This is a genomic window from Streptomyces sp. NPDC025833 (assembly GCF_055558055.1).
On the sequence record NZ_JBVHNF010000004.1, the window covers coordinates 121,355 to 146,162 of the forward strand.

Genomic DNA, 24,808 nt, shown 5'->3' on the forward strand with positions numbered 1-24,808 from the left:
CTGCCCGGGTACGGGCGCGCGGGGCCTTGCCGACCGCTCCCGCGCCCCTACCCCGGGCCGGTCCCGCGCGGGGAGCCCGCGCGGTCCAGCAGGCCCGTCCGCGCGGCCAGCGCGGCCGCCTCCAGCCGCGACCCCACGCCCAGCTTCATCAGCACCCGCTGCACATGCGTACGGGCCGTGCTGGGGGCGATGCCCATCCCGGCCGCGATGAGCCGGGTGTCCTCCCCGTCGGCCACCCGGACCAGGACCTCCACCTCACGCGGCGTCAGGATCTCCAGCAGCCGCTGGGCCTCGTCGTCGGGCTGCGCGGCGGGGTTCAGCAGCTCCCCGAAGGCGCCCTGGAGGAGCTGCGGCGCCACCGCCGCCTCCCCGGACCGGGCCTTCATGATGGCCCGCTCCACCCCTTCGATCCGCTCGTCGTGCCGTACGTACCCCGACGCGCCCGCGGCGAAGGCCGCCGCGATCCCGCGCGGCGACGGGACTGGACCCAGCACCAGCACCGCCACCTGCGGGCGCTCCCGCTTGATCTTCACCACCGGGTCGAAGACCCCGGGGTCGGCCGGTGCCGCCGTGCCCAGCAGGCACACCTCCGGCGCCCGTGCGATCACCAGGTCCGCCGCGCCCGCGGCCGGCGCCGCCGCGGCGACCACCCGGTGCCCGCGCAGCTTCAGCGCCGACGCCAGCGCCTCCGCGAGCAGGCGGTGGTCGTCGACGACGATGAGCCGCACTCCCATAGAGCAACCCCCCACTCCCCCCGGCCCCCGCCCTGCATGCCCCCCGGAAGCTACACGCTTGTTCGACGTCGCGCTGCCCCTCCCGACGAGAAGTGCCCCGGATCGGCGAATCACGGGGCACTTCTCGGCACGTCACTCGTCCGGGCGAGTCCGGCGGGCGGTCAGCCGCCCGCGCCGAACACCACCACCAGGTACTGCTTGGTGTAGGCGCTGGACTTGTGGGCGTACACGGCCGACATGTAGAGGCGGCCGCCGCCGTAGATCAGCTCGGCGTAGTCCGGCAGCAGGCTGGTCTCCGCCTCGCGCACGCCCCGCTCGGCGGGGTTCTCCAGCAGCTTCGCCGAGGCGAACGAACCGCTGTCGATGCTGACGACCTGGCCGCCCTTGTTGTACGGCGGCGCCTTGTAGGCGAGCAGGTTGCGGCCGTCGGTGCGCAGCGGGGAGATCGTGTAGCCGTCGCCGGCCTCGGCGCGCTGGCCGGTGGGCTTGCCGGTGTTCAGGTCGAAGGCGACGATCTCGTTGGTCCGGGAGTACTCGCCCTTGCCCTCGTGCTGCTGGGTCGCCAGGTACAGTCGGCCGTTGCCGGCGGCCACCTGCTTGCAGCCGTCGATCTGGGTGAGCCCGTTGCAGCGGCCCAGGTACGTGTCCTTGGGCGCGGGGATGCGGGCGAGCAGCCGGCCGGTCGCGCCGTCGACGGAGAAGTAGTCCGAGACGTTGGTGCCGCTGCCCCCGACCACCAGCGGGTCGGTGGAGGCGACGGCCGCGTAGTCGACGCCGTCGGGCATCTTGTACTCGGAGAGCACCTTCCCGCTCGCCGGGTCGACGTTCTGGATGTGCAGCTGCCGGTTGTCGTACGTGCCGCACCGCCGCACGGCGACCAGGCGGGAGCCGCCGCCGTACCCCTCGTCGAAGCAGGTGTCGTCCGGCTTGGGCTGCCACAGCAGCTTGCCGGAGGCGATGTCGAACGCGGCGCCGCCCTCCAGGCTGCCGACCGCGACGGTGTGCTGGGCGACCGTCACGTTCTGCCAGCTCAGCGGCCGGTCACCCGAGTCGACCGACTTCGTCCACAGCTTCTTGCCGGTGGCGAGGTCGATCGCCGCGACCTGGCTGCACCCCGCGAAGGAGCCCTTCGCGGGCGTCTTCGGCTGGTAGACGACCGCGGTCCGGCCGGCGTCGTCGACGCGGCCGCCGGCCGCGCAGACGGGGCCGGGCAGCTTGAGGGTCCAGAGCTTGCTGCCGCCGGCCGGGTCGTAGCCGACGATCTCGGCGACACCGCTCTTGGCGTACACCTTGTCGGTCAGCCAGGAGCCCGCGGTGACGACCGTGTCCTCCGTCTGGGGCAGCGGCACCTGGAAGAGCACCTTGGAGGCCGGGTCGTCCGGCACCTTCTCCTTGCCACCACCGCCCGTGCCGCCCGTGCCGCCGGAGCCGCCCGTGCCCTTCGGACCACCGGAGGAGGCGGTGTCCCGCGGTGCGTCGTCGCCGGAGGACTTGGCGTACCAGACGCCGCCGCCGACGATCAGCGCGATCGCGACGACCGCCGCGGCGACGATGACCAGCACGGTGTTGTTCCGGCGGCCGCCGGTCCCCGGCCCGGACGGCGGCACGGCGGTCGGCGGCTGCGCCGGGTGCGGATGGCCGTACCCCGGCTGCACGCCCTGCATGGGCTGCGTGGGCTGGGCGTAGGGGTTGTACGCCGGCGGCGGCTGCTGGGCGTACGGGTTCTGCGGTGCGCCCGGGTGGCCGTAGCCCGGCTGCGGGGCCTGCGGCGGCGGGGCCTGGGGGTAGCCGTAGCCCGGCTGCGGGGGCTGCGGCGGGGGCGCCTGCGGGTAGCCGTAGCCGGGCTGCGGCGGCTGGTTCGGCGGTTGGTTCGGGGGCTGGTGGGGCGGCGGGGGTGGCTGGGTCATGACACGGGTACCTCGGTGGCGTGCGGAAGGCCGGGCGGCGGGACGGGCCCGGGGGACGGGGCTGAGGGCGGGCCGGGGCGGTGCGCCCGGCTCAGTTGCCGAAGGCCATGATCAGCTTCTCCTTCGAGGCGTCGTTGCCGGACAGCCGGCCCGAGGAGACGAGGAGGCGTCCACCGCTCCAGTCGAGGACGCCGTCGTAGAAGGCGTTCTCGGCGCCGGCGGCTGCCGCGGGATTGCGCAGCAGCCCGGACGTCCGGTGGGCGGAGCCGGCGAGGGGCACCGACACCACCTGGCCGCCCGTGTCGTACGACGGCTGCACGTACGCGATGAGCTTGCCGCCCTCGACCTTCAGCGGGGCCATCGGCCGGTCGCCGGGGGACTTGACCCGCCACTTCTCCTTGCCGTCGGCGAGGCCGACGGCGACGACCTCGTTGGCGCTGACGGTGGCGTCGGTGGGCAGGTACAGCGTGTCGGCGTCGGCCACGACGCCCTGGCAGGCCTGGAGCTTGCGCTGCAGGATCGCCCAGCCGCAGCGGGGGGCGAACTTCTCGTTCACCTTGACCTCCGAGCGGAACCTGCCGTCCTTGGTGAAGGTGGAGATGTTCCAGGTCTTCGCGTCCCGGTTGGTCAGGTAGACGACGAGCGGGTCGACCGAGAACGTGCGGCTGACCTCCCAGCCCTTCTTGACCTTCTGGGTCCAGCGCACCTTGCCGGTGGCCGGGTCGAGTTCCTGGATCTCCTCGTGCTCGTCGGAGCCGCCGACACCGCAGGAGGCCACCTGGACCAGCCGGTCGGTGCCGCCCGCGAAGGCGGCCGGGAAGCACGCCTCGCCGTACCGCTTCTTGTCGTAGAGCTTCTTGCCGCTGTCGATGTCGTAGGCCGTGCCGGACTGCGAACGGCCCACCATCAGCGTCTTGCCGCTCACCGACAGCTCGACGCTGAGCGCGCTGTCGAACAGGCCGCCGTCGGCGACCGCGCCGCTCCAGCCCTTCGCGCCGGTGCGCAGGTCGATCTGCTGGAGCCGGTTGCACTTGGCGCGCTCGCCGTCGCCGTTCATGTACGCCACGACGATCTTGTCGTCGGCCGACTTGCGGGTGGTGACCGCGCAGATCTTCTGCGGGAGGGCGACCGGGCCCCAGGCGGCGGTGCCGTCGGCGGTGCGGAAGGCGAAGACCTGCTTGTAGGCCGCCTTCACGACGGTGTCCCCGGTGACCCACATGCCGGGCGCGTCGGCGCCGGACGCCGGGGCGTCGGGCGCCGGCTTGTACCAGAGCACCTTGGCCTCGCCGGCCTGGCGGCCCGCGTTGAGGTTCTCCGGGTCCTCGCCGCCGGCGGCCGACGGCGAGGCGGACGCGGACGCGGGAGCGGACGCGGAGGAGGACGCGGACTGCTTGGGGTCGTCGCTCGGCCCGGCGACGGGCTTCTTCCCGCCGCCGCCGTCACCGGTGAGCGCGAAGACCGTGCCGCCGATGACGGCCAGCGCGGCCACCGCGGCGCCGACGATCAGCACCGCCTTCTTCCGGGAGGCCGGGGCGCCACCGGCCGGGGCGCCGGGCGCGCCCGGGTACGGGGGCTGCTGCGGGTGGCCGTAGCCGGGCTGCGGGGCGCCGTACGGGCCCTGCTGCGGGGGCTGCTGGGGGTAGCCGTAGGGGCCGGGGGCGCCGGCGTACGGACCCGGCTGCTGCGGGGCACCGTAGCCCGGCTGCGGCTGGGGCGGGGACCCGGCGGGCGGCTGGGGCGCGCCGAACGCACCCTGCGCCGGGGGGCTTTGAGGTGCCCCGAACCCGCCCTGCGGCGGCGGGGACTGGGGCGCGCCGAACCCGCCCTGCGCCGGGGGAGTCTGCGGGGCGCCGAACCCGCCCTGCGGCGGCGGGGGTTGGGAGGCGCCGGAGTCACCTTGGGCCGGCGGTGCCGCCGGGGGCGTCTGCGGGGGGCCGAATCCGCCGGGTTTCGGCGGCTGTTCCTGCGGTGCGCCGGATCCGCCCTGCGGCGGCTGGTCGGGCGGCTGAGTCATCAGCGCTCTCCCCCTCGTTCACTGATTTTTAGCCACGCCCCGAGGTTCATGACAGACCCAAGGGTCGTTCTCAGACAGTTCTCGGACGGCTCTTTCTATCACCGGGACCGACGCCCGGCGGGCCCGCGGCCACCGCTGTTCCCAAGGGAGAACCGCCCTGTGATGCCCTCGTTACGCGCCTTCACGCCCCCTTCACGCCGCGCACGCGCCCGGCGCGCACGCGGCCGGAACACGCCGCTCACTCCCCGGAGCGCGGCGGAGCGCACGCCCGCCGGTCACGGCGGCGTGCGCTCGGTCGCGTTCCTGAGGCGCGCGCCTCAGGCGTCCTCGGCCAGCTCCAGCCAGCGCAGCTCCAGTTCCTCGCGCTCCCCGGCGAGGTCGCGCAGCCGGCCGTCCAGCTCGGCCACCTTCGCGAAGTCGGTGGCGTTCTCGGCGATCTGGGCGTGCAGCTTGGCCTCCTTCTCGGAGACCTTGTCCAACTGCCGCTCGATCTTCTGGAGTTCCTTCTTCGCGGCCCGCTGGTCGGCGGCGCTCTTCTCGGTGCCGGACGGCGTGGGCGCGGAGGCGGCGGACTGCGCCGCGACGGCCTCCTCCATGCGCGCGCGCCGCTCCAGGTACTCGTCGATCCCGCGCGGCAGCATGCGCAGCGCGCCGTCGCCGAGGAGGGCGAACACCCGGTCGGTGGTGCGCTCGACGAAGAACCGGTCGTGGGAGATGACGACCATCGAGCCGGGCCAGCCGTCGAGGACGTCCTCGAGCTGGGTGAGGGTCTCGATGTCGAGGTCGTTGGTGGGCTCGTCGAGGAAGAGGACGTTGGGCTCGTCCATCAGCAGCCGCAGCAGCTGGAGCCGGCGGCGCTCACCGCCGGAGAGGTCGCCGACCGGCGTCCACTGCTTCTCCTTGCCGAAGCCGAACGTCTCGCAGAGCTGCCCGGCCGTCATCTCGCGGCCCTTGCCGAGGTCGACGCGCTCGCGGACGCTCTGCACGGCCTCCAGGACCCGCCAGGTGGGGTCGAGTTCGTCGACCTCCTGGGAGAGGTAGGCGAGCCTGACGGTCCTGCCGACGGCGACGCGCCCGCCCGCGGGCTGCGTCTCGCCGTCCGTGCGGGCCGCGACGGCCATGGCGCGCAGCAGGGAGGTCTTGCCGGCGCCGTTGACGCCGACGAGACCGATCCGGTCGCCGGGGCCGAGCTGCCAGGTGATGTGCTTCAGCAGCACCTTGGGGCCGGCCTGGACGGTGACGTCCTCCAGGTCGAACACGGTCTTGCCGAGCCGCGAGGAGGCGAACTTCATCAGCTCGCTGCTGTCCCGGGGCGGCGGCACGTCCGCGATCAGCTCGTTGGCGGCCTCGACCCGGAAGCGCGGCTTGGACGTGCGGGCGGGGGCACCGCGCCGCAGCCAGGCCAGCTCCTTGCGGACCAGGTTCTGCCGCTTGGCCTCCTCGGTGGCCGCGATCCGCTCGCGCTCGGCCCGGGCGAAGACGTAGTCGGAGTAGCCGCCCTCGTACTCGTAGACGTCGCCGCGCTGCACGTCCCACATGCGGGTGCAGACCTGGTCCAGGAACCAGCGGTCGTGGGTGACGCAGACCAGCGCCGAACGCCGGTTGCGCAGGTGCTCGGCGAGCCAGGCGATGCCCTCGACGTCGAGGTGGTTGGTGGGCTCGTCGAGGACGAGCAGGTCCTGTTCCTCGATGAGCAGCTTGGCGAGGGCGATGCGGCGCCGCTCGCCGCCGGACAGCGGTCCGATGACGGTGTCGAGCCCCTTCGGGAAGCCCGGCAGGTCCAGCCCGCCGAACAGTCCGGTGAGCACGTCCCTGACCTTGGCGTTGCCGGCCCACTCGTGGTCCGCCAGGTCGCCGATGACCTCGTGGCGGACGGTCGCGGCGGGGTCGAGCGAGTCGTGCTGCGTGAGCACGCCCAGGCGCAGCCCGCCGGAGTGGGTGACCCGCCCGGTGTCGGCCTCCTCCAGCTTGGCGAGCATGCGGATGAGGGTGGTCTTGCCGTCGCCGTTGCGTCCGACGACCCCGATCCGGTCCCCTTCCGACACGCCGAGCGAGACGCCGTCCAGCAGGGCACGGGTGCCGTACACCTTGCTGACGTTCTCGACATTGACCAGGTTGACGGCCATTTCACTCCTGTGCGCGGGGATCGGTCAGCCTCCCAGCGTAGTCCGCGGCGGAGGGGGCGTTCTCCGCCCGGCTACGCCGTCAGCACGGTCGCGCCCGGCGCGGGGGCCGTCGCCGTGCGCACGGTGCGGCAGGTGCCGCGGGCGCGGAGCGCGTCGGCGATCTCCGTGGCCGACTCCGGGTCCCGGGCGAGGAAGGCCGTGGTGGGGCCCGAGCCGGAGACCAGGGCGGTGAGGGCGCCGGCCGCGCGTCCCGCGGCGAGGGTGGCGGACAGCTCCGGGAAGAGGGAGAGGGCGGCGGGCTGGAGGTCGTTGGAGACGACGGCCGCGAGCGCGTCGGGGTCGCCCTTCGCCAGCGCGCCGAGCAGTTCGGGCGAGGCCTCGGGGGCGGGGATGTCGCGTCCCTCGGCGAGGCGGTCGAACTCGCGGAAGACCGCCGGGGTGGACAGTCCGCCGCGGGCCATCGCGAACACCCAGTGGAAGGTGCCGCCGGTCTCCAGGGGGGTCAGCCGTTCGCCGCGCCCGACGCCCAGCGCGGCGCCGCCGACCAGGCTGAAGGGCACGTCGCTGCCCAGTTCGGCGCAGATGTCGAGCAGCTCCGCACGGGAGGCGCCCGTGCCCCAGAGCGTGTCGCAGGCGAGGAGCGCGCCGGCGCCGTCCGCGCTGCCGCCCGCCATGCCGCCGGCGACCGGGATGTCCTTGGCGATGTGGATGTGCACCGCGGGTTCGAGGCCCCGCCGCCCGGCGAGCGCGATCGCGGCGCGCGCGGCCAGGTTGGTGCGGTCCAGGGGGACCTGGTCCGCGTCCGGGCCCGCGCAGGTGATCCGGAGCTCGGCCGCGGGGGTCACCGTGACCTCGTCGTACAGGCCGACGGCGAGGAAGACGTTGGCGAGGTCGTGGAAGCCGTCCGGCCGGGCGGCGCCGACGGCGAGCTGGACGTTGACCTTGGCCGGGACCCTGACCCTGACGCTCACTCGCCCGTCCTCTCGTGGGCGTCCTTGTGCTCGGCGATGCGGGCGAACTCCTCGACCGTCAGCGACTCCCCGCGCGCCTGCGGCGAGACCCCGGCGGCGACCAGGGCCGCCTCGGCCGCCGCCGCGGAGCCGGCCCAGCCGGTGAGCGCCGCGCGCAGCGTCTTGCGGCGCTGGGCGAAGGCCGCGTCGACCGCCGCGAAGACCTCGGCCTTGGTGGCGGTGGTCCTGACGGGCTCGGTCCGCCGGACGAGGGAGACCAGCCCGCTGTCGACGTTCGGCGCCGGCCAGAAGACGTTGCGGCCGATGGCCCCGGCCCGCTTCACCTCCGCGTACCAGTTGGCCTTCACGGACGGCACGCCGTACACCTTGGAGCCGGGGGCGGCGGCGAGCCGGTCGGCGACCTCGGACTGCACCATCACGAGCGTCCGCTCGATGGTCGGGAACGTGTCGAGCATGTGCAGCAGCACGGGGACGGCGACGTTGTACGGCAGGTTCGCCACCAGCGCGGTCGGCGCGGGGCCGGGGAGCGCGCCGACGTGCATGGCGTCGGAGTGGACCAGCGCGAACCGGTCGGCCCGTTCCGGCATGCGCGCGGCGATGGTCGCGGGCAGCGCGCCGGCCAGGGTGTCGTCGATCTCGACGGCGGTGACCCGGTCGGCGGCCTCCAGCAGCGCGAGGGTGAGCGAGCCGAGTCCCGGTCCGACCTCGACGACGACGTCGTCGGGGCGCACGCCGGCGGTGCGGACGATGCGGCGGACGGTGTTGGCGTCGATCACGAAGTTCTGGCCGCGCTGCTTGGTGGGGCGGACACCGAGCACCGCCGCGAGCTCACGGATGTCGGCGGGGCCGAGGAGGGCGTCGGGGGTGGGGCTGGTCACGGGACAAGGGTACGGGCCCCCGGGAACCCACTCCGCCACACGGGCCCGACGCCCCGGCCGGACCGGGCGGCAGGCGGCGCGCGGAGGGCGGGGGCGGAGGGCGGAGGGTGGTCGGACCCGGGGCGGTCGGACCGGGGGCGGTCGGACCGGGGGCGGTCGGACCCGGGGGGTCCGGCCGCGGCCCGCGCCACCCGGCGACGGGCCGCGGCGCCGCCGGGCGGAGCCCTCCGCCGTCACCCCCGCAGCCGGGCCCCGCAGTGGGGCCAGGGGCTCGTGCCGCGGCGCAGGTACAGCTTCTTCGCCCGGTACGTCTGTTCCTCCGCCGGGGCGTCCTGGGGGCGGCCGGTGCCGCCGAGGCTCCGCCAGGTGCGGGCGTCGAACTGGTAGAGGCCGCCGTACGTGCCGGAGGGGTCGACCGCGTGCGGCCGGCCACCGGACTCGCAGGCGGCGAGCCCGTGCCAGTCGAGGTGGTCGGCGCCGCGCACGGAGCGCGGCCGGGACCTGGTGCCGAACCTGACCAGTTGCTTGCGCGGTGCGCGCACCACCTCGGTCCGCTCCCGGCGCGCCTTCTGCCGGACCCCGTTGACGGTGCGCACGAGGTAGGTGGTGCGGCGCAGGCCGGGCCGGCCGGGCCGGACCACGACCTCGGTGCCCTTGAAGAGCGAGGGGTCCTCGGTCCGCTCGACCCCGAACGGGATCCGCTCCTCCCGGACCTCGTGCCGGCCGCTCACCCGCAGCACGGTCACCGTCTGCCCGTCGCGCGGGAAGCTGCCCTGCGGGACGGAGGTGGTGTCCTCGCCGTGCAGGGCGATCCCGGCCTCCTCGACCGCCTCGCGGACGGTGGCCGCGTTGGTGCGGACGGTGCGGGACCGGCCGTCCGCCATGACCGTGACGGCGCGCTCGGTGCGCACCTCGAGCGTGAGCCCGGCACGTCCGATGCGCTGGGAGCGTGCGGTGGACAGGTACGCGCCCTCGACACGCACCCCCAGCTCCTCCAGCGCGCCCTCGACCGTGCGGGCCGTCGTCCACACCTCCTGCCGCCGGCCGTCCAGCGTGAGCCGCAGGAGGCGCCCGTACCGCACCGCGACCGCCTCGCCGCTCGCGAGCGCCACCCGGGGAGCGGGCGCGACCGTGTCGTGCGCCCCGGTGCGCACGCCTTCCTCGGCGAGCAGGTGGCCCACGTCGTCGGCGAAGGTGTGCAGGGTCCGCTGCCGGCCGTCGACGGTCAGCTCGACGACCTTGTCCTCGGCGACGAAGGCGGTGGTGCCGCCCGCCAGGAAGGCCACGACCAGCGCCTGGGGCAGGAGCCGGCGCACGGCGGACTCCGGGCGTTCGCCGAAGCGCGTTCTTCGGCGCCGCCCGGACCGCCCGCGCGGCCCGGCGGGCGGTCCGGCGGGCGGTCCGGGCGGTCCGGGCGGCGCGCCGTCCTCGTACCGGGGGCCGGTGGCGCGGGGGTCCCCGCCGTGCCCGGGTCCGTCCTGCGGCGGGCGCCCGGCACGGTCCCGCACGGCCCCGGCCGCCGCGGTCACCGCGGCCCCGGTCTCCGTCGTCCCGATCGCCACGGTTGCGGCCGCCACGGTCTCGGCCGCCGCGGTCCTGATCGTCAGGGTTCCGGTCCGCGCCGTCCCGGCATGCCGCCAGGGCAGCTCCTGCTCGTCGGGCCGCGTGTGCTCCGGCGCCGGCGCCCCGGTGGGTGTTCGCGCCCCGCGGCCGGGCCGGTGGACGTCCTCGTGCGGGCCGGGCGGGGCGCCGCCCGGTGCGGCCGGGGGCACGGCACGGGGGACGGGCGCCTGAAAGGTCTGCTTCCGCGAGATGCTCATGCCGATACGCTCCAGAAGGCCGCGGAGGCCGGAGGGGTCCGGATCGGGGCCAGAACCTAGCCGAGCGCCGGTCACTCTCCAAAGCGGCGCGAGCACACAACGTGACCGATCGATGCCAACCGGGCCGACCGGGCGTTACCCGTCGGTCACGATTCACTCACTCTCAGTAGTCGAAGGCGCGGGCGGTGTTCGCACCCAGCGCCGTCGCCAGCGCGTCCTCGTCGATGCCCCGTACGGCGGCCATCGCCCGGACCGTGACCGGGACGAGGTACGGGGCGTTGGGCCGCCCGCGGTACGGCGCCGGGGTCAGGAAGGGCGCGTCGGTCTCCACGAGGACCAGCTCCAGCGGGGCGACGGCGAGGGCATCCCGCAGGTTCTGGGCGTTCTTGAAGGTGACGTTGCCCGCGAAGGACATGAAGTAGCCCTCGCGGGCGCAGATCCCGGCCATCTCGGCGTCGCCGGAGTAGCAGTGGAAGACGGTGCGCTCGGGGGCGCCCTCCTCCTTCAGGATCCGCAGCACGTCGGCGTGGGCGTCGCGGTCGTGGATGACGAGCGCCTTGCCGTGCCGTTTGGCGATCTCGATGTGGGCGCGGAAGGACCGCTCCTGCGCGTCCTTGCCCTCGGGCCCGGTGCGGAAGTGGTCGAGCCCGGTCTCGCCCACGCCCCTGACCTGGGGCAGTGCGGCGAGCCGGTCGATCTCGGCGAGCGCCTCGTCCAGGGCCGCGTCGCCGCCGGGCCGCCGGGCGCCCTGCCGGGACCATCCGTCGGGGTCGCCGTGCACGATGCGCGGGGCCTCGTTGGGGTGGAGGGCGACGGTCGCGTGGACGCCGTCGTGGGCGGCCGCGGTCTCGGCGGCCCAGCGCGAGCCCGCGATGTCGCAGCCGACCTGGACGACGGTCGTGACGCCCACGGAAGCCGCCTTCGCCAGGCCCTCCTCGACCGTGCCGGACTGCATGTCGAGGTGGGTGTGGGAGTCGGCGACGGGCACCCGCAGCGGGGCCGGGAGCGGCGGTGCCGCGTTCTTGTCGTCGTCCCTGGGGCGCTGGCCGGCGTTCGAAGGCATGCCCCGATCCTACGAAAGGGGCATGCCGGCCCGGACCGGAGATCCGTTCAGCCCGCCTTGCGCTGGAACGGGTGCAGCAGGTCGGACAGGTGCCAGTGGTGCCCGTGCGCCGGGACCGCCGCCCCGCCGCCCGCGGCCGGTACCCGGGGCGCCTCGGCCGGCCCGGCCTGCGGCACCGGGTGGTGCAGCCGGTCGGCGGCGCTGCGCACCGAGGAGACCTGGCCCGCGCGCATGATCCGCACGACGTGGCCGTCGCAGTTCTGGCAGCTCGGCCGGCTCAGCGGCGACGGCACCACCAGCCCGTCGGCCACGTAGCACACGAATTCCGCCCCCTCGGCGTCCGTGTGGTGCTCTATCTCGTACGACTGTTCCCAGCCGTGCCCGCAATGCATGCAGGCGAACGAATACGACTCGTGGACGATGGCTGTGGCCGTACCGCGCAGGCCGGTCCGCCCTGCTGTGTCACTCATGCCAGCTCCTCTTGTCCGCTGGACAAGCACCCCGGCGTACGGGCTCCCCCCGCCGGTTCCCGGGGCGTGGGACGGGTGCGTCCCTCCGACCAGTGGACGCCTCCCACCGGGGCGAACGCATGCGGCCTGTCGAGTGTTGGAGTCGATTTGGGCTCCGCTTGCCCAAGCGCTCCGGGTGGGGGAGCTGGGCTTTGCCTTCACCGCCGGCCTTTTGCCCGCGCATGGGGCGCACGCTCAGCCGAGACGCGCCCCGCTCAGAGGACGGGCGCCGGGACGCCCGCGGAACGGGCCGGGAAGCCCAGAGAACCGGCCAGGAAGCCGACGGGCCCGGCCGGGAGACCCGGAGACCGGCCGGGGCGCTCAGCCGGCCGCCTTCTTGGCCTCCACCACCGCGTCGAACACCACCCGCTTGGGCAGCCCGGCCTGCGCCGCCACCGCCGCGATGGCCTCCTTGCGGCGCTCGCCGGCCTCCTCGCGCACCCGCACCCGGCGCACCAGCTCCTCGGCGTCCAGCTCCTCGGGCCCGGTCTCGGGCGCGCCCTCGACCACGACGGTGATCTCCCCGCGCACGCCCTCCGCGGCCCACTCGGCCAGCTCGGCCAGCGGACCGCGCCGCACCTCCTCGTAGGTCTTGGTCAGCTCGCGGCAGACGGCGGCCCGCCGGTCCGCGCCGAAGACCTCGGCCATGGCGGCGAGGGTGTCGTCGAGCCGGTGCGGGGCCTCGAAGTAGACGAGGGTGCGCCGCTCGCCCGCGACCTCGCGCAGCCGGGAGAGGCGTTCGCCGGCCTTGCGCGGCAGGAAGCCCTCGAAGCAGAACCGGTCGACGGGCAGCCCGGACAGGGCGAGCGCGGTGAGCACGGCGGACGGCCCGGGGACGGCGGTGACCCGGACGTCCTCCGCCACGGCGGCCGCGACCAGCCGGTAGCCCGGGTCGGAGACGGAGGGCATGCCGGCGTCGGTCACCAGCAGCACGCGCGCGCCGCCGAGCAGCTCGGCGACCAGTTCGGGGGTGCGGGCGGACTCGTTGCCCTCGAAGTACGACACCACGCGGCCGCCGGGCGTGACGCCCAGCGCCTGGGTCAGCCGACGCAGCCGCCGCGTGTCCTCGGCGGCGATCACGTCGGCGCCGGCCAGCTCCTCGGCGAGCCGGGGCGGCGCGTCCGCGATGTCGCCGATGGGGGTACCTGCGAGGACAAGGGTTCCAGTCACCCCCCCATCCTCCCAGGAGTTCCCGGGCGGGCTCCGGGGCGGGCGGGGCGGCGGAATCCGACCGTGTCCCGACCGGTACCGCGCATGCGCGGGACTCGCACAGCACGGTTCCCTACGATGGCGCGGTGACCAGTACCGCGTCCTCCATGGACCTCCGGCAGGGCCGGGCACCAGACGACCCGCGGCCGTCGTGGCAGCGGCGGCTGCGCCGATTCGGATACGCACCGGCCGGGGACGCGCCCGCGGGCGACGTCCGCGACCGGCTGGTTCCGCCGTACACGCAGCCGAGCCCCCGGCTGTGGCGGGCGCTCGGCGCGGGGCCGGTCCTCGCCGGCCGGATCACGCGCTGGTCGGGCTGGGCCGGGCCGCTGCTGGTGACGCTGCTGGCGGGCGTGCTGCGGTTCTGGCGGTTGGGCAGCCCGGACGCGGTGATATTCGACGAGACGTACTACGCGAAGGACGCCTGGGCGCTCGTCCACCGCGGTTTCGAGGTGAGCTGGGACCAGTACGGCAAGAACGCCAACGACATGGTCCTCAGTCAGCACGGCCGCCTGGCGCTGCCCACGGACCCCGCGTACGTGGTGCACCCGCCGGTCGGCAAGTACGTGATCGGGCTCGGGGAGCTGGTCTTCGGGTTCGACCCGTTCGGCTGGCGGTTCATGACGGCGCTGCTGGGGACGCTGAGCGTGCTGATGCTGTGCCGGATCGGGCGGCGCGTCTTCCGCTCGACGTTCCTCGGCTGCCTCGCGGGCACGCTGATGGCGGTGGACGGCCTGCACTTCGTGATGAGCCGGACCTCGCTCCTCGACGGCGTGCTGATGTTCTTCGTGGTGGCCGCGTTCGGCTGTCTGGTCCTCGACCGGGACCGGGCGCGGGCGAGACTGGCCGCCGCACTGCCCGCGGGGCCGGACGGCCGGGTCCGGCCGGACGCACAGCTCGCCGACACCTTCCGCTTCGGGTGGCGGCCCTGGCGCTGGGCGGCCGGGGCGATGCTGGGGCTGGCCGCCGGCACGAAGTGGAACGGCCTGTACGTCATGGTCGCGTTCTGCGTGATGACGGTCCTGTGGGACGTCGGCACCCGCAAGGTGGCCGGCGCCCGGCGCCCGTACGCCGCCGTCCTCAAGTACGACACCGGCATGGCCTTCCTGGCGACGGTCCCGGTGGCGCTGGTGGTCTACCTGGCGTCCTGGACCGGCTGGATCCTCTCCGCGTCCGACGGCACGGGCGGCTACTACCGGAACTGGGCGGCGACCGACGGCAAGGGCGGCACCTGGGCGTTCCTGCCGGACTGGCTGCGCAGCCTGTGGCACTACGAGCACGAGGTGTACAAGTTCCACGTCCACCTCGACCAGCCGCACACGTACCAGTCGAATCCGTGGAGCTGGATCGTGCTGGGCCGCCCGGTGTCGTACTTCTACGAGTCCCCCTCCCCCGGCACGGGCGGCTGCCCGGCCGACGCGGGCGAGAAGTGCGCCCGCGAGGTGCTGGCGCTCGGCACGCCGGTGCTGTGGTGGGCGGCCTGCTTCGCGCTCGTCTACGTGCTGTGGCGCTGGGCGTTCCGCCGGGACTGGCGGGCCGGTGCCATCGCGTGCGGGATCGCGGCGGGCTACCTGCCCTGGTTCCTGTACCAGGAGCGGACGATCTTCCTCTTCTACGCGGTCGTCTTCCTGCCGTTCCTGTGCCTGGCGGTGGCGATGATGATCGGCGCGATCATCGGGCCACCGGGTTCCGGCGACACCCGCCGGGTGGTCGGCGCCACCGCGGCGGGCGTACTGGTGCTGCTGATCGTCTGGAACTTCATCTACTTCTGGCCGATCTACACCGGCCAGGCGATCCCGATCGACCAGTGGCGGTCGCGGATGTGGCTGGACACGTGGGTGTGACGCGGGGATGACCGGCCCCGGGGAGCAGTACCGGCGGCCGTTCCCGGGTGACCCGCACTGCGACCTGCCGGCCGATCTGACCGGCCGGCAGGGCCCCGCGGTGGGGTAACGGTTTCGACACGTGCGGTCACCGGGGCCCCCACGACCGCTTACAGTGCTCCCGCGGAAGCCTGTATTGAACACGTTCAATACAGGGGGGACGGGAAGGGGAGCCGCGCCATGCGCAAGGGGGTCAAGGCCACCGTCACGGCCGGTGTGTGCGTCGCGCTGCTCGGCGGCGCCGGATACGGGGTGTACACCTTCGCGGCCGCGCTGCGCGGCGACGACGGCCCGGGCCGCCCGGCGGTGCCCACGGGGCCGCCCGACGCCTCCGAGGTGCGGGCGACGACCTCCGCGTTCTTCGCCGCCTGGCAGCGGGGAGACGCGGCGGCCGCGGCCTCGTACACGAACTACCCGCAGGCGGCCCGGGACCTGCTCACGGCCTACCGCGGTGCCGCGCACATCGGCGGGGTGCGGATCACGCCCGGCCGGACCACCGGGGACACCGTGCCGTTCGCGGTGGCGGCGACGGTGTCGTACCGCGGCACGTCCCGCCCGCTGTCCTACCGCGGCACGCTGACCGTCGTCCGGGGCCGGACCTCGCACCGGGCGCTGGTCGACTGGCGGCCCTCCGTCGTCCACCCGCGCCTGCGCGAGGGGGACACGCTCGCCACCGGCGCGTCGGCCGCCCCGGAGATCCGGCCCGTGGACCGGGACGGGCGGCTACTGACCCGGCAGCGGTACCCGTCCCTCGGCCCGGTCCTGGACGAGCTGCGCCGGCGGTACGGCGGCGCGGCGGGCGGCCGGCCCGGCGCGGAACTGGTGATACGCCACCAGGCGGGGGCCGACGGCACCCGGCCCGCGGACACCCCGCTGGCGACCCTCGCCGAGGGCAGGCCCGGCAGGCTCGTGACCACGCTCAGCGCGAGCGTCCAGGCGGCTGCCGAGACGGCCGTCATGAAGTACCCCGAGTCGTCCGTGGCGGCCGTCAAGCCGAGCACCGGCGAGATCCTCGCCGTCGCCGACAACCGGCGGGACGGCTTCGGCGCGGCCCTCCTCGGCGAACGCGCCCCCGGCTCCACGATGAAGATCGTCAGCGCGGCGGCCCTCATCGACCTCGGCAAGGCCCGCGCGGACGGCCCGGCGCCCTGCCCGCCGTCGGCCGTCTGGCAGGGCCAGACCTTCCACAACCTCGAGGGGCTGGCGCCCGACGGGCACGCCACGCTCGCCGACAGCTTCGCCCGCTCCTGCAACACGGCCTTCGTCAAGTTCGCGGACGAGGTGGCGCCGGACACCCTCACCCGCGAGGCCGAGGACCGGTTCGGGCTCGGGCGGAACGACTGGCAGATCGGCGTGCCGTCCTTCGACGGCCGGGTGCCGGCCGCCGCCGGGCCCGACACGGCGGCGGCCCTGATCGGCCAGGGCCAGGTCCAGATGAGCCCGCTGAACATGGCGTCCGTGACGGCGACCGCGACGACCGGCGTCTTCCGCCAGCCGGTGATCGTGCCGCTCTCACTCGACGGGCGGCACCCGGCCCGGGCGCGCGGCCTGTCGCCGGGCACCGTGCGGCAACTGCGCGCGATGATGAACCGCACCGCGCGCAGCGGCACCGCGGCCGGTGTGATGGCCGGGCTGAGCGGCGACGTCGGCGCGAAGACCGGTTCCGCCGAGGTCGACGGGGAGGAGAGGCCGGACAGCTGGTTCGCCGGATACCGGGACGACGTGGCGGCGGCGGCCCTGGTCCAGGACGGCGGACACGGCGTCGACGCCGCCGGTCCGATTGTCGCAAGCGTGCTACGGAACACCGCCTGACGTGTCCCGGGGAGGCGGGGACCTTAAGGTGAAGGCCGTCGTTGGGGAGTTGTGCGGGCTGCGAAGATCCCGGAAAGGCGCGGAGGAACCGAGGCTGTGGGCAAGAGAAGACGCGTCGCCGAACGACGGCGGAAGACCGGGCCCGCCGTGCTCGGCGGGATGATCGCCGTCGTGGCCGGCGGCGCCGGGTTCGGCGTCTACGCGCTGTACGACGGCGGCGCCTCGGCCGACGAGGGGTCCGCGGCCCACCGCAAGACGGTGCGGACCGGCCCGCTCACCGCGACCGAGGTCCACACGGCCGCCACCCGCTTCCTCACCGCCTGGCAGCACGGCAGGGCCGCCGAGGCCGCGGCCGTCACCGACGAGCCGTCCGCCGCCGGCAAGCTGCTCACCGGCTACACCAAGGACGCCCACCTGACGGGCGTCACCGTCACCCCCAAGGCGCCGAAGGGCGCGCAGGTCCCGTTCACCGTGCGGGCGACGGTCGCCTACCGGGGCGTCAGCAAGCCCCTGGCCTACGACAGCTCGCTCACCGTGGCCCGCCGGGCGAGCGACGGCGCGCCGCTGGTCGACTGGAGCGCCGCCGTCGTCCACCCGGACCTGCGCGACGGCGACACCCTCGTGACCGGCGAGTCCGGCACCCCGCCCGTGAAGGCGCTGGACCGCGACGGCACCGAGATCACGACCGCGCGGTACCCGTCCCTGGGCACGGTGCTGGACGGCCTGCGGGAGAAGTACGGCAAGCAGGCGGGCGGCACGGCGGGCGTCGAGCTGCGCGTGGTGCGGGGCAAGGCGGCCAAGGAGGCCAAGCTCTCCGACAAGACGCTGCTGGAGCTGAGCAAGGGCACCCCGGGCACCGTGCGCACGACGCTCAGCCCCGCGTTCCAGGCGGAGGCCGAGCGGCTGGTGGCCAAGCGCGCGCGTGCCTCGGTGGTGGTCCTGCGGCCCTCGACCGGTGAGGTCCTCGCCGCCGCCAACAATGGCCACGGCTTCGACGTCGCCCTCCAGGGCTCCCTCGCGCCCGGCTCCACCATGAAGATCATCACGTCGTCGCTGCTGCTCGAAAAGGTCCTGGCCGGGGTGGACAGGAAGCACCCCTGCCCCAAGACGTTCACCTACGGCGGCTGGAAGTTCCACAACGACAAGGACTTCGAGATCAAGGGCGGCACCTTCAAGGCGAGCTTCGCCCGGTCCTGCAACACGGCGTTCATCAGCCAGGCGAAGAAGCTGAAGGACGACGACCTGACCAAGCAGGCCCAGCAGGTCTTCGGTCTGTCGATGAACAACTGGGCGATCGGCGTGCCCACCTTCGACGGCTCGGTCCCGGTGCAGTCGGCGGCCCAGATGGCGGCCTCGCTGATCGGGCAGGGCGGGGTGCGCATGAACCCGCTGAACATGGCCTCGGTCGCGGCGACCGTGCGCTCGGGCACCTTCCACCAGCCGTACCTGGTCGCGCCCTCCGTCGACCACCGCACGCTGGCCACCGCCTCGCGCAAGATGTCGCCCGGGACGCTGTCCCAGCTTCGCGAGCTGATGCGGTACACGGCCGAGTCCGGCACGGCCGCCGAGGCCATGTCGGGGCTCGGCCCGGACTACGGCGCGAAGACCGGTTCGGCCGAGGTCGACGGCCAGAAGAAGCCGAACGGCTGGTTCTCCGCCTACCGCGGCGACCTCGCCGCCGCGGGCGTCGTCCAGGCGGGCGGGCACGGCGGCGACACGGCCGGGCCGATAGTGGCGAAGCTGCTGAGGCTCGGGGGCTGATCAGGTCCGCACCGGTTCGGCGGTGTACGTCCGCCGCAGGAACCTGAGCAGGGCCCTCGACTCGAACTGGACCACCTCGACGCCGTCGTCGGTGTGGAACTCCACGACGGCCTGCACCCGGCCGCAGGGCCACACCCGCACGTCCCCGCTCTCGGCCGGCGCCCGCAGTCCCCGTTCGAGCAGCGCGCGCGAGAAGGTCCACTCGTGCGGTCCGGGCAGGCCGACCCGCACCGACCGGGGGTCCCGGTCGGGGTCGTACCGCAGCAGGACGGGGACGGCCCCCGGGTCCTCCTCGTCCGTGACGATGTGAGCACGCGCGTACTGTTCGACCACAGACATCGGACCGCCCTCTCACGCACCGTGACGTATGCGAAAGCCCTGCATCCGCTTGTCCCTCAAGAGTCGCACATCTCCCGGTGGGCGCCTTCCGGAACAGGTGCCCGCCCCCGCGGAAAGAGGAGACAACGTCTCTCTTGCAAGGCATTCGCAACAAGGGCCTAAAATCGTCGGGTGCACGTACCTGACGGATTCATAGACGCCCCGACCTCCGCGGTCACCGGAGTGGTCGCCGCCGGCGCCCTCGCGGTGAGCCTGCGCGGTGCCCGCCGCGAACTCGACGAGCGCACCGCCCCGCTGGCCGGCCTGGTGGCGGCGTTCATCTTCGCCGTGCAGATGCTGAACTTCCCGGTCGCCGCCGGGACCAGCGGCCATCTGCTCGGCGGGGCGCTCGCCGCGATCCTCGTCGGCCCGTACACGGCCGTGCTGTGCGTGTCGGTCGTCCTGCTGATGCAGGGCGTGCTGTTCGCCGACGGCGGGCTGACCGCGCTCGGCGTGAACATCACCGACATGGCGATCGTCACCACCGTCGTGGCGTACGCCGTCTTCCGCGGCCTGCTCGCCGTGCTTCCCCGCAAACGGCGCTCGGTGACCGTGGCCTCCTTCGTCGCCGCGCTGGTGTCGGTGCCCGCCGCCGCGGTCGCCTTCACGCTGATCTACGCGATCGGCGGCACCACCGACGTCTCCATCGGCAAGGTCGCGACCGCGATGGTCGGCGTGCACGTGCTGATCGGCATCGGCGAGGCGGTCATCACCGCGCTCACCGTCGGCGCCGTCATCGCGGTCCGCCCGGACCTGGTGTACGGCGCGCGCGGCCTGCGCCGGCGCCTCCAGCTCCGGGTGAACGGCGAGCTGGTCGACGCCCCGGCGCCGGCCGCGCCCGTGGCGGCGCGCACCTCGCGGCGCACGCTGTGGGTGACCGGCCTGGTCACCTCCCTCGTCCTCGCCGGCTTCGTCAGCTTCTACGCCTCCGCGAACCCCGACGGCCTGGAGAAGGTCGCGCACGACAAGGGCATCGACAAGAAGACGGAGGAGCACGCCTCGTCCGACTCGCCGCTGGCCGACTACGGCGTCAAGGACATCACCGACGCGCGGCTCTCCGGCGGCCTCGCCGGTGTGATCGGCGTCGGCGTCACCGTCGTCGCGGGCAGCGCGGTCTTCTGGGCGCTGCGCAGGCGGCGCGACAACGACGCCTCCCCCGCGAACACCGGCGTCTGAGATGGGAGCGGGACACGCGCACCGGCTGTACCGACACGGGCACTCGCCCGTGCACGGTCTGCCGCCGCACACCAAGCTCGCCGCCACGTTCCTGTTCGTGGTGGTCGTGGTGTCGACCCCGCGCGAGGCCATGTGGGCCTTCGCCGGGTACGCCGTGCTGCTCGCGGCCGTCGCCCACCGCGCGCGCGTGCCCGCCGGCTTCCTGCTCCGACGGCTGCTGATCGAGGTGCCGTTCGTCGCGTTCGCCGTCCTCATGCCGTTCGTGGCGGAGGGCGAGCGGGTGCACGTGCTCGGGCTCTCGCTCAGCGTGAACGGGCTGTGGGGCGCCTGGAACGTGCTCGCCAAGGGCACGCTCGGCGTCGCCGCCTCCGTGCTGCTCGCCGCCACCACCGAGCTGCGCGAACTGCTGCTCGGGCTCCAGCGGTTGAAGCTGCCGCCGCTGCTCGTGCAGATCGCCTCCTTCATGATCCGCTACGGCGACGTCATCACCGACGAGATGCGGCGGATGCGGATCGCCCGCGAGTCGCGCGGCTTCGAGGCGAAGGGCGTGCGGCACTGGGGCGTGCTCGCCAAGTCCGCCGGGGCGCTGTTCATCCGCTCCTACGAGCGCGGGGAGCGCGTGCACCTGGCGATGGTGAGCCGGGGCTACGCCGGCGCGATGCCGGTCATCGACGAGGTGACCGCGTCCCGCGCGCAGTGGCGGCACGCCCTGGCACTCCCCTGTGCCGCCCTCGTCGTCTGTCTGCTGGGATGGTTCCTGTGACTGCTTCTCTGGAGGTCTCCGGCCTCGCGTACGCCTATCCGGACGGGCACCAGGCCCTGTTCGGCGTGGACTTCTCCCTGGCCCGCGGCGAACGGGTGGCCCTGCTCGGTCCCAACGGCGCCGGCAAGACGACCCTGGTGCTGCACCTCAACGGCATCCTGGGCGGCGGCACCGGCAGGGTGACCGTGGCCGGGCTGCCGGTCGGCAAGGAGCACATGGCCGCGATCCGGCAGAAGGTCGGCATCGTCTTCCAGGACCCCGACGACCAGCTCTTCATGCCGACCGTGCGGGAGGACGTGGCGTTCGGCCCGGCCGCCGCCGGGATCAAGGGGGCCGCGCTGGAGGAGCGGGTGGGCACCGCCCTGGAGCGGGTCGGCATGCGGGACTTCGCCGACCGGCCGCCGCACCACCTCTCCTTCGGGCAGCGCCGCCGCGTCGCGGTGGCCACCGTGCTCGCCATGGAGCCGGAGATCCTGGTCCTGGACGAGCCGTCCTCGAACCTCGACCCGGCCTCCCGCCGCGAACTCGCCGACATCCTGCGCTCCCTGGACGTCACGGTCCTCATGGTCACCCACGACCTGCCGTACGCCCTGGAGCTGTGCCCGCGCGCGCTCGTCCTCAGCGACGGCGCGATCGTGGCGGACGGCCCGACCGGCACGCTGCTCTCCGACGACGCGCTGATGCGGGCGCACCGCCTGGAGCTGCCGTTCGGCTTCGACCCGAGGTCCGTGGCCATGGGCGCGTGACGCACCGGCCGGGAAACTGAGAGGCACCTCACGTCCGGCCCCGTCCCACCGCGGAATCGCGGGCGGGCGGCCGGTGTTTCCCCCACTGTCGCAGGCGAGGGACCCGAGGGACCCGAGGGAAGGGACGGCGGGCGTGGACGTGAACGGCACGGTGGCCGAGGGCTTCGAGCCGGTCAGGGAGGCGTTCGCGGCGAACTTCGCGCGGCTCGGCGAGCGCGGCGCGGCCGTCGCCGTCTACCGCGAGGGGCACCGGGTCGTGGACCTGTGGGCCGGCACCAGGGACATCGACGGCGAGGCCCCCTGGGAGAGCGGGACCGCGCAGATCGTGCGCTCCGCCACCAAGGGCGTCGCCGCCGCCGCGCTGCTGCTCCTGCACCAGCGCGGCGAACTGGACCTGGACGCCCCGGTCGGCACGTACTGGCCCGAGTACAAGACGGCCGGCAAGGAACGCACGCTGGTACGGGACCTGCTCGCGCACCGCGCGGGCGTGCCCGTCCTGGACCGCCCGCTGACCCCCGCCGAGGCCGTCGACCCCGATCTGGGCGCCGCGGCGGTCGCCGCCCAGGCCCCCGTCTGGGAGCCGGGCACGGACCACGGCTACCACGCCCAGACCTACGGCTGGCTGACCGGCGAACTGCTGCGCCGGGTCACCGGCCGCCCGGTCGGCGCCTGGCTGGCGGACGAGATCGCCGGGCCGGTCGGCGCGGACCTGTGGCTCGGTCTGCCGGCGGCGGAGCGGGCGCGCGCGGGCCGCGTCGGACCGGCCGCGGCGCCCGAGACCGCGGACGGGCTGAAGATCCGCCCCAAGCGCGCGGTGGCCGAGGCGTACGCCGACCCGGACTCCCTCACCCGGCGCGCGTTCGCCGCGATCACGCCGCTGCCCGACGAGAACGACCCCGCCTACCGTGCCGCGGCCCTGCCCGCCTCGGGCGGCATCGCCACCGCCGACGGGCTGGCCCGCTTCTACGCCTCGCTCATCGGCGACGTGGACGGCGGCACCCGCCTGTTCACCCCGCGGACCATGGAACTGGCCCGGGCCGAGCGCTCCGCGGGGCCGGACCGGGTGCTGGTCGTCCCCACCCGCTTCGGCCTCGGCCACATGCTGCACGGCGCCGCGTCCCCGCTGCTCTCCCCGGGCTCCTTCGGCCACCCCGGGCGCGGCGGCGCCCTCGGCTTCGCCGACCCGGACACCGGGATCGCCTTCGGCTACGTCACCAACGGCTTCCGGCAGAGCGTGACGGCGGACCCGAGGGCGCAGTCGCTGGTGCGGGCGGTACGCACGGCGCTCGCCCCCGCGGTCTAGACGCGGGCGCGGGCGCGCCGGAGCGGGTCACACGTGGATCGGGTGCGAGACCCGCCCGGACTCCGCGTCGATCTCGTCGTGGGCCTTGCTCAGCAGCCGCAGGGCCAGTTCGTTGAGCGCGCGGGCACCGGCGATCTCCTCGCCCACCCGCGGCTGGTTGGAGTCGACCTGGTGCCTGCTGGCGCGGCCGTGCGCCCGCACCTCGGTGCCGTCGGCCAGGCGCACCATGGCGACCGCGCGCGTGTGCTGCTCGTCCTCCTCCTTGAACTCCAGCTCGACGTGCCATCCGACAGCGGTGTGCGTCGTCATCGCGACCACCTCCGAAATCCACTGCTTCCAGGGTGCGCCACCGTCCCCGCCCCGGCACGTCGGCACCGCGGCCGCTACCCGGCGCGCAGCATCAGCCCTATGCCCACCACCAGCAGGCCCGCCGCCGCGATCCGGGGCGCGCCGAAGCGCTCGCGGAAGAAGAGCGCGCCGATGGCCGCGCCGACGATGACGGACGACTCGCGCAGCGCCGCGACCGGGGCGAGCGGCGCGCGGGTCTGCGCCCACAGGACCAGCGCGTACGCGGCGACGGACAGGGCGGCGCCGAGCAGCCCGAGGACGGCGTACGGGCGCAGCAGCCGTACGGTGTCGCCCCGCCTGCGCGCGTACAGGTACGCGGGGACGACCGCGCCCTGCACGGCCATCAGCCACGCCGTGTACCCGAGGGGCGCGTGCGCGGCGCGGACCCCCATGCCGTCGAGCACCGTGTAGGCGGCGATGGTGAGGCCGGTCGCCAGGGCCGCGCCGATGGCCGGCCAGTCCGGCCGCCTCTCGCGCAGCCCCCACAGGCCGACGCCGGTCAGGCCGAGGCAGGACACGGCGATGCCGGCCCCGGCCCAGGCGCCGGGCACCTCGTGGGCGAAGACGGCGGCGAGCACGGTGACCACCAGCGGGGCGCTGCCGCGCGCGAGGGGGTACGCCTGCCCGAAGTCGCCGAGCCGGAAGGAGGTCATCAGCAGGGCGTAGTAGACGACGTGCACGGCCGCCGAGGCGAACAGGTACGGCCAGGCGGGTCCCGCCGGGAACGCCACGAAGGGGATCGCCGCGAGCCCGATGAGCAGTCCGCCCCCGGAGATCAGGGCGAAGCCGGCGAGCTTGTCGGTGATGCGGTGGGCGATGGCGTTCCAGCTCGCGTGCGTGACGGCGGCCAGCAGCACGGCCGCCGTCACGAGCGGTGTCACGCCGTCCGCTCGCGCACGTCCACCAGTGTCGCGCCCGCGTGGGCGACGAGGTCCCGCGGACCGATCGGGAAGACGGTGTGCGGCGTCCCGGCGGCCGCCCACACCTGGTCGTGGGCGAGGAGGGAGCGGTCGGCGAGGACCCGGGTGCGCGTACGGTGCCCGAACGGCGGGACGCCGCCGATGGCGTACCCGGTGGTCTCGCGGACGATCCCGGCGTCGGCGCGGGTGACCTTCGCGGCCCCCAGTTCCTGCCGCACCCGCTCCACGTCCACGCGGGAGGCGCCGTCCATCAGCACCAGCACCGGCACCCCGTCGGCGGCGAAGACCAGCGACTTGCAGATCTGGCTCAGCTCGCACCCGATCGCGGCCGCGGCCTCGGCGGCGGTCCGGGTGGCGTCGGGGAAGCGCCGGGTGCGGGAGAGGACCTCGTCCAGTCCGAGCGTGCGCAGCGCTTCGGCGAACCGGGGGTGGGCGCCGAACTCCTCGGCGCCGGTGGCGGTTGTCGTCGTCATGGTGGGCACACTAC

21 protein-coding genes are annotated in these 24,808 nt (G+C 74.5%); 7 read left to right on the forward strand and 14 right to left on the reverse strand.

What is annotated here, in order from left to right:
- Positions 1 to 47: 47 nt before the first annotated feature.
- The 10 genes from ACZ4K2_RS07975 to rsmI form a co-directional block, all read right to left on the reverse strand.
- Entirely contained in the window at positions 48 to 734 is a 687-nt protein-coding gene (locus ACZ4K2_RS07975; protein WP_467470674.1) for a helix-turn-helix transcriptional regulator, read from the reverse strand.
- A 161-nt stretch (positions 735 to 895) separates the two neighbouring features.
- Positions 896 to 2,641: an outer membrane protein assembly factor BamB family protein gene (locus ACZ4K2_RS07980; RefSeq protein ID WP_467470676.1), complete on the reverse strand. Its 1,746-nt coding sequence runs from the start codon at positions 2,639 to 2,641 to the stop codon at positions 896 to 898.
- Between the two features lie 91 nt (positions 2,642 to 2,732).
- The gene (locus ACZ4K2_RS07985; protein WP_467470677.1) at positions 2,733 to 4,655 is read right to left on the reverse strand and encodes an outer membrane protein assembly factor BamB family protein; all 1,923 of its coding nucleotides are present in this window, start codon (positions 4,653 to 4,655) and stop codon (positions 2,733 to 2,735) included.
- Positions 4,656 to 4,972: 317 nt separating this feature from the next.
- The gene (locus ACZ4K2_RS07990; protein ID WP_467470679.1) at positions 4,973 to 6,781 is read right to left on the reverse strand and encodes an ABC-F family ATP-binding cassette domain-containing protein; all 1,809 of its coding nucleotides are present in this window, start codon (positions 6,779 to 6,781) and stop codon (positions 4,973 to 4,975) included.
- A 71-nt stretch (positions 6,782 to 6,852) separates the two neighbouring features.
- Positions 6,853 to 7,752, reverse strand: a complete 900-nt coding sequence (locus tag ACZ4K2_RS07995; RefSeq protein ID WP_467470681.1) for a 4-(cytidine 5'-diphospho)-2-C-methyl-D-erythritol kinase — start codon at positions 7,750 to 7,752, stop codon at positions 6,853 to 6,855.
- Positions 7,749 to 8,630: a 16S rRNA (adenine(1518)-N(6)/adenine(1519)-N(6))-dimethyltransferase RsmA gene (gene rsmA / locus ACZ4K2_RS08000; protein ID WP_467470683.1), complete on the reverse strand. Its 882-nt coding sequence runs from the start codon at positions 8,628 to 8,630 to the stop codon at positions 7,749 to 7,751. The genes ACZ4K2_RS07995 and rsmA overlap by 4 nt, the downstream gene beginning before the upstream one ends.
- Before the next feature lie 233 nt (positions 8,631 to 8,863).
- Positions 8,864 to 10,450: a ubiquitin-like domain-containing protein gene (locus ACZ4K2_RS08005; RefSeq protein WP_467470684.1), complete on the reverse strand. Its 1,587-nt coding sequence runs from the start codon at positions 10,448 to 10,450 to the stop codon at positions 8,864 to 8,866.
- A 163-nt stretch (positions 10,451 to 10,613) separates the two neighbouring features.
- Complete coding sequence (locus ACZ4K2_RS08010; protein ID WP_467470686.1) at positions 10,614 to 11,513, reverse strand: TatD family hydrolase; 900 nt, start codon at positions 11,511 to 11,513, stop codon at positions 10,614 to 10,616.
- 47 nt (positions 11,514 to 11,560) lie between these two features.
- Entirely contained in the window at positions 11,561 to 11,983 is a 423-nt protein-coding gene (locus tag ACZ4K2_RS08015; protein ID WP_467470688.1) for a hypothetical protein, read from the reverse strand.
- Positions 11,984 to 12,343: 360 nt separating this feature from the next.
- Positions 12,344 to 13,192 (reverse strand): 16S rRNA (cytidine(1402)-2'-O)-methyltransferase, encoded by an 849-nt coding sequence (gene rsmI / locus ACZ4K2_RS08020; RefSeq protein WP_467470690.1) that lies wholly within the window; start codon positions 13,190 to 13,192, stop codon positions 12,344 to 12,346.
- A gap of 125 nt (positions 13,193 to 13,317) precedes the next feature.
- Between rsmI and ACZ4K2_RS08025 the strand changes: the two genes are divergently transcribed.
- The 3 genes from ACZ4K2_RS08025 to ACZ4K2_RS08035 all read left to right on the forward strand — a co-directional run bounded on the left by ACZ4K2_RS08025 (position 13,318) and on the right by ACZ4K2_RS08035 (position 18,687).
- On the forward strand, positions 13,318 to 15,075 hold the full coding sequence (locus ACZ4K2_RS08025; RefSeq protein ID WP_467470692.1) for a dolichyl-phosphate-mannose--protein mannosyltransferase: 1,758 nt from the start codon (positions 13,318 to 13,320) through the stop codon (positions 15,073 to 15,075).
- 219 nt (positions 15,076 to 15,294) lie between these two features.
- A complete protein-coding gene (locus tag ACZ4K2_RS08030) occupies positions 15,295 to 16,926 on the forward strand; it encodes a penicillin-binding transpeptidase domain-containing protein (RefSeq protein WP_467470694.1) in 1,632 nt (543 codons plus the stop codon).
- A gap of 96 nt (positions 16,927 to 17,022) precedes the next feature.
- Positions 17,023 to 18,687 (forward strand): penicillin-binding transpeptidase domain-containing protein, encoded by a 1,665-nt coding sequence (locus tag ACZ4K2_RS08035; protein ID WP_467470696.1) that lies wholly within the window; start codon positions 17,023 to 17,025, stop codon positions 18,685 to 18,687.
- Here the strand turns inward: ACZ4K2_RS08035 and ACZ4K2_RS08040 are convergent, their stop codons facing one another.
- Positions 18,688 to 19,026, reverse strand: a complete 339-nt coding sequence (locus ACZ4K2_RS08040; RefSeq protein WP_467470698.1) for an SsgA family sporulation/cell division regulator — start codon at positions 19,024 to 19,026, stop codon at positions 18,688 to 18,690. It abuts the gene before it with no gap.
- A gap of 171 nt (positions 19,027 to 19,197) precedes the next feature.
- Between ACZ4K2_RS08040 and ACZ4K2_RS08045 the strand changes: the two genes are divergently transcribed.
- The 4 genes from ACZ4K2_RS08045 (at position 19,198) to ACZ4K2_RS08060 (ending at position 23,053) form a co-directional block, all read left to right on the forward strand.
- Positions 19,198 to 20,241 (forward strand): energy-coupling factor ABC transporter permease, encoded by a 1,044-nt coding sequence (locus tag ACZ4K2_RS08045; protein WP_467470700.1) that lies wholly within the window; start codon positions 19,198 to 19,200, stop codon positions 20,239 to 20,241.
- A gap of 1 nt (position 20,242) precedes the next feature.
- Positions 20,243 to 21,004 (forward strand): cobalt ECF transporter T component CbiQ, encoded by a 762-nt coding sequence (cbiQ, locus tag ACZ4K2_RS08050; RefSeq protein ID WP_467470702.1) that lies wholly within the window; start codon positions 20,243 to 20,245, stop codon positions 21,002 to 21,004.
- On the forward strand, positions 20,992 to 21,750 hold the full coding sequence (locus tag ACZ4K2_RS08055) for an energy-coupling factor ABC transporter ATP-binding protein (RefSeq protein ID WP_467470704.1): 759 nt from the start codon (positions 20,992 to 20,994) through the stop codon (positions 21,748 to 21,750). The genes cbiQ and ACZ4K2_RS08055 overlap by 13 nt, the downstream gene beginning before the upstream one ends.
- Positions 21,751 to 21,883: 133 nt before the next feature.
- A complete protein-coding gene (locus ACZ4K2_RS08060; protein WP_467470706.1) occupies positions 21,884 to 23,053 on the forward strand; it encodes a serine hydrolase domain-containing protein in 1,170 nt (389 codons plus the stop codon).
- Positions 23,054 to 23,080: 27 nt separating this feature from the next.
- On the opposite strand, the gene ACZ4K2_RS08065 is transcribed toward ACZ4K2_RS08060, so the two are convergent.
- The 3 genes from ACZ4K2_RS08065 to ACZ4K2_RS08075 all read right to left on the reverse strand — a co-directional run bounded on the left by ACZ4K2_RS08065 (position 23,081) and on the right by ACZ4K2_RS08075 (position 24,794).
- Positions 23,081 to 23,362: a DUF1876 domain-containing protein gene (locus ACZ4K2_RS08065; protein WP_467470708.1), complete on the reverse strand. Its 282-nt coding sequence runs from the start codon at positions 23,360 to 23,362 to the stop codon at positions 23,081 to 23,083.
- A 74-nt stretch (positions 23,363 to 23,436) separates the two neighbouring features.
- The gene (locus tag ACZ4K2_RS08070; RefSeq protein WP_467470710.1) at positions 23,437 to 24,282 is read right to left on the reverse strand and encodes an EamA family transporter; all 846 of its coding nucleotides are present in this window, start codon (positions 24,280 to 24,282) and stop codon (positions 23,437 to 23,439) included.
- Positions 24,279 to 24,794, reverse strand: a complete 516-nt coding sequence (locus ACZ4K2_RS08075; protein ID WP_467470712.1) for a YbaK/EbsC family protein — start codon at positions 24,792 to 24,794, stop codon at positions 24,279 to 24,281. The genes ACZ4K2_RS08070 and ACZ4K2_RS08075 overlap by 4 nt, the downstream gene beginning before the upstream one ends.
- Positions 24,795 to 24,808: the final 14 nt, after the last annotated feature.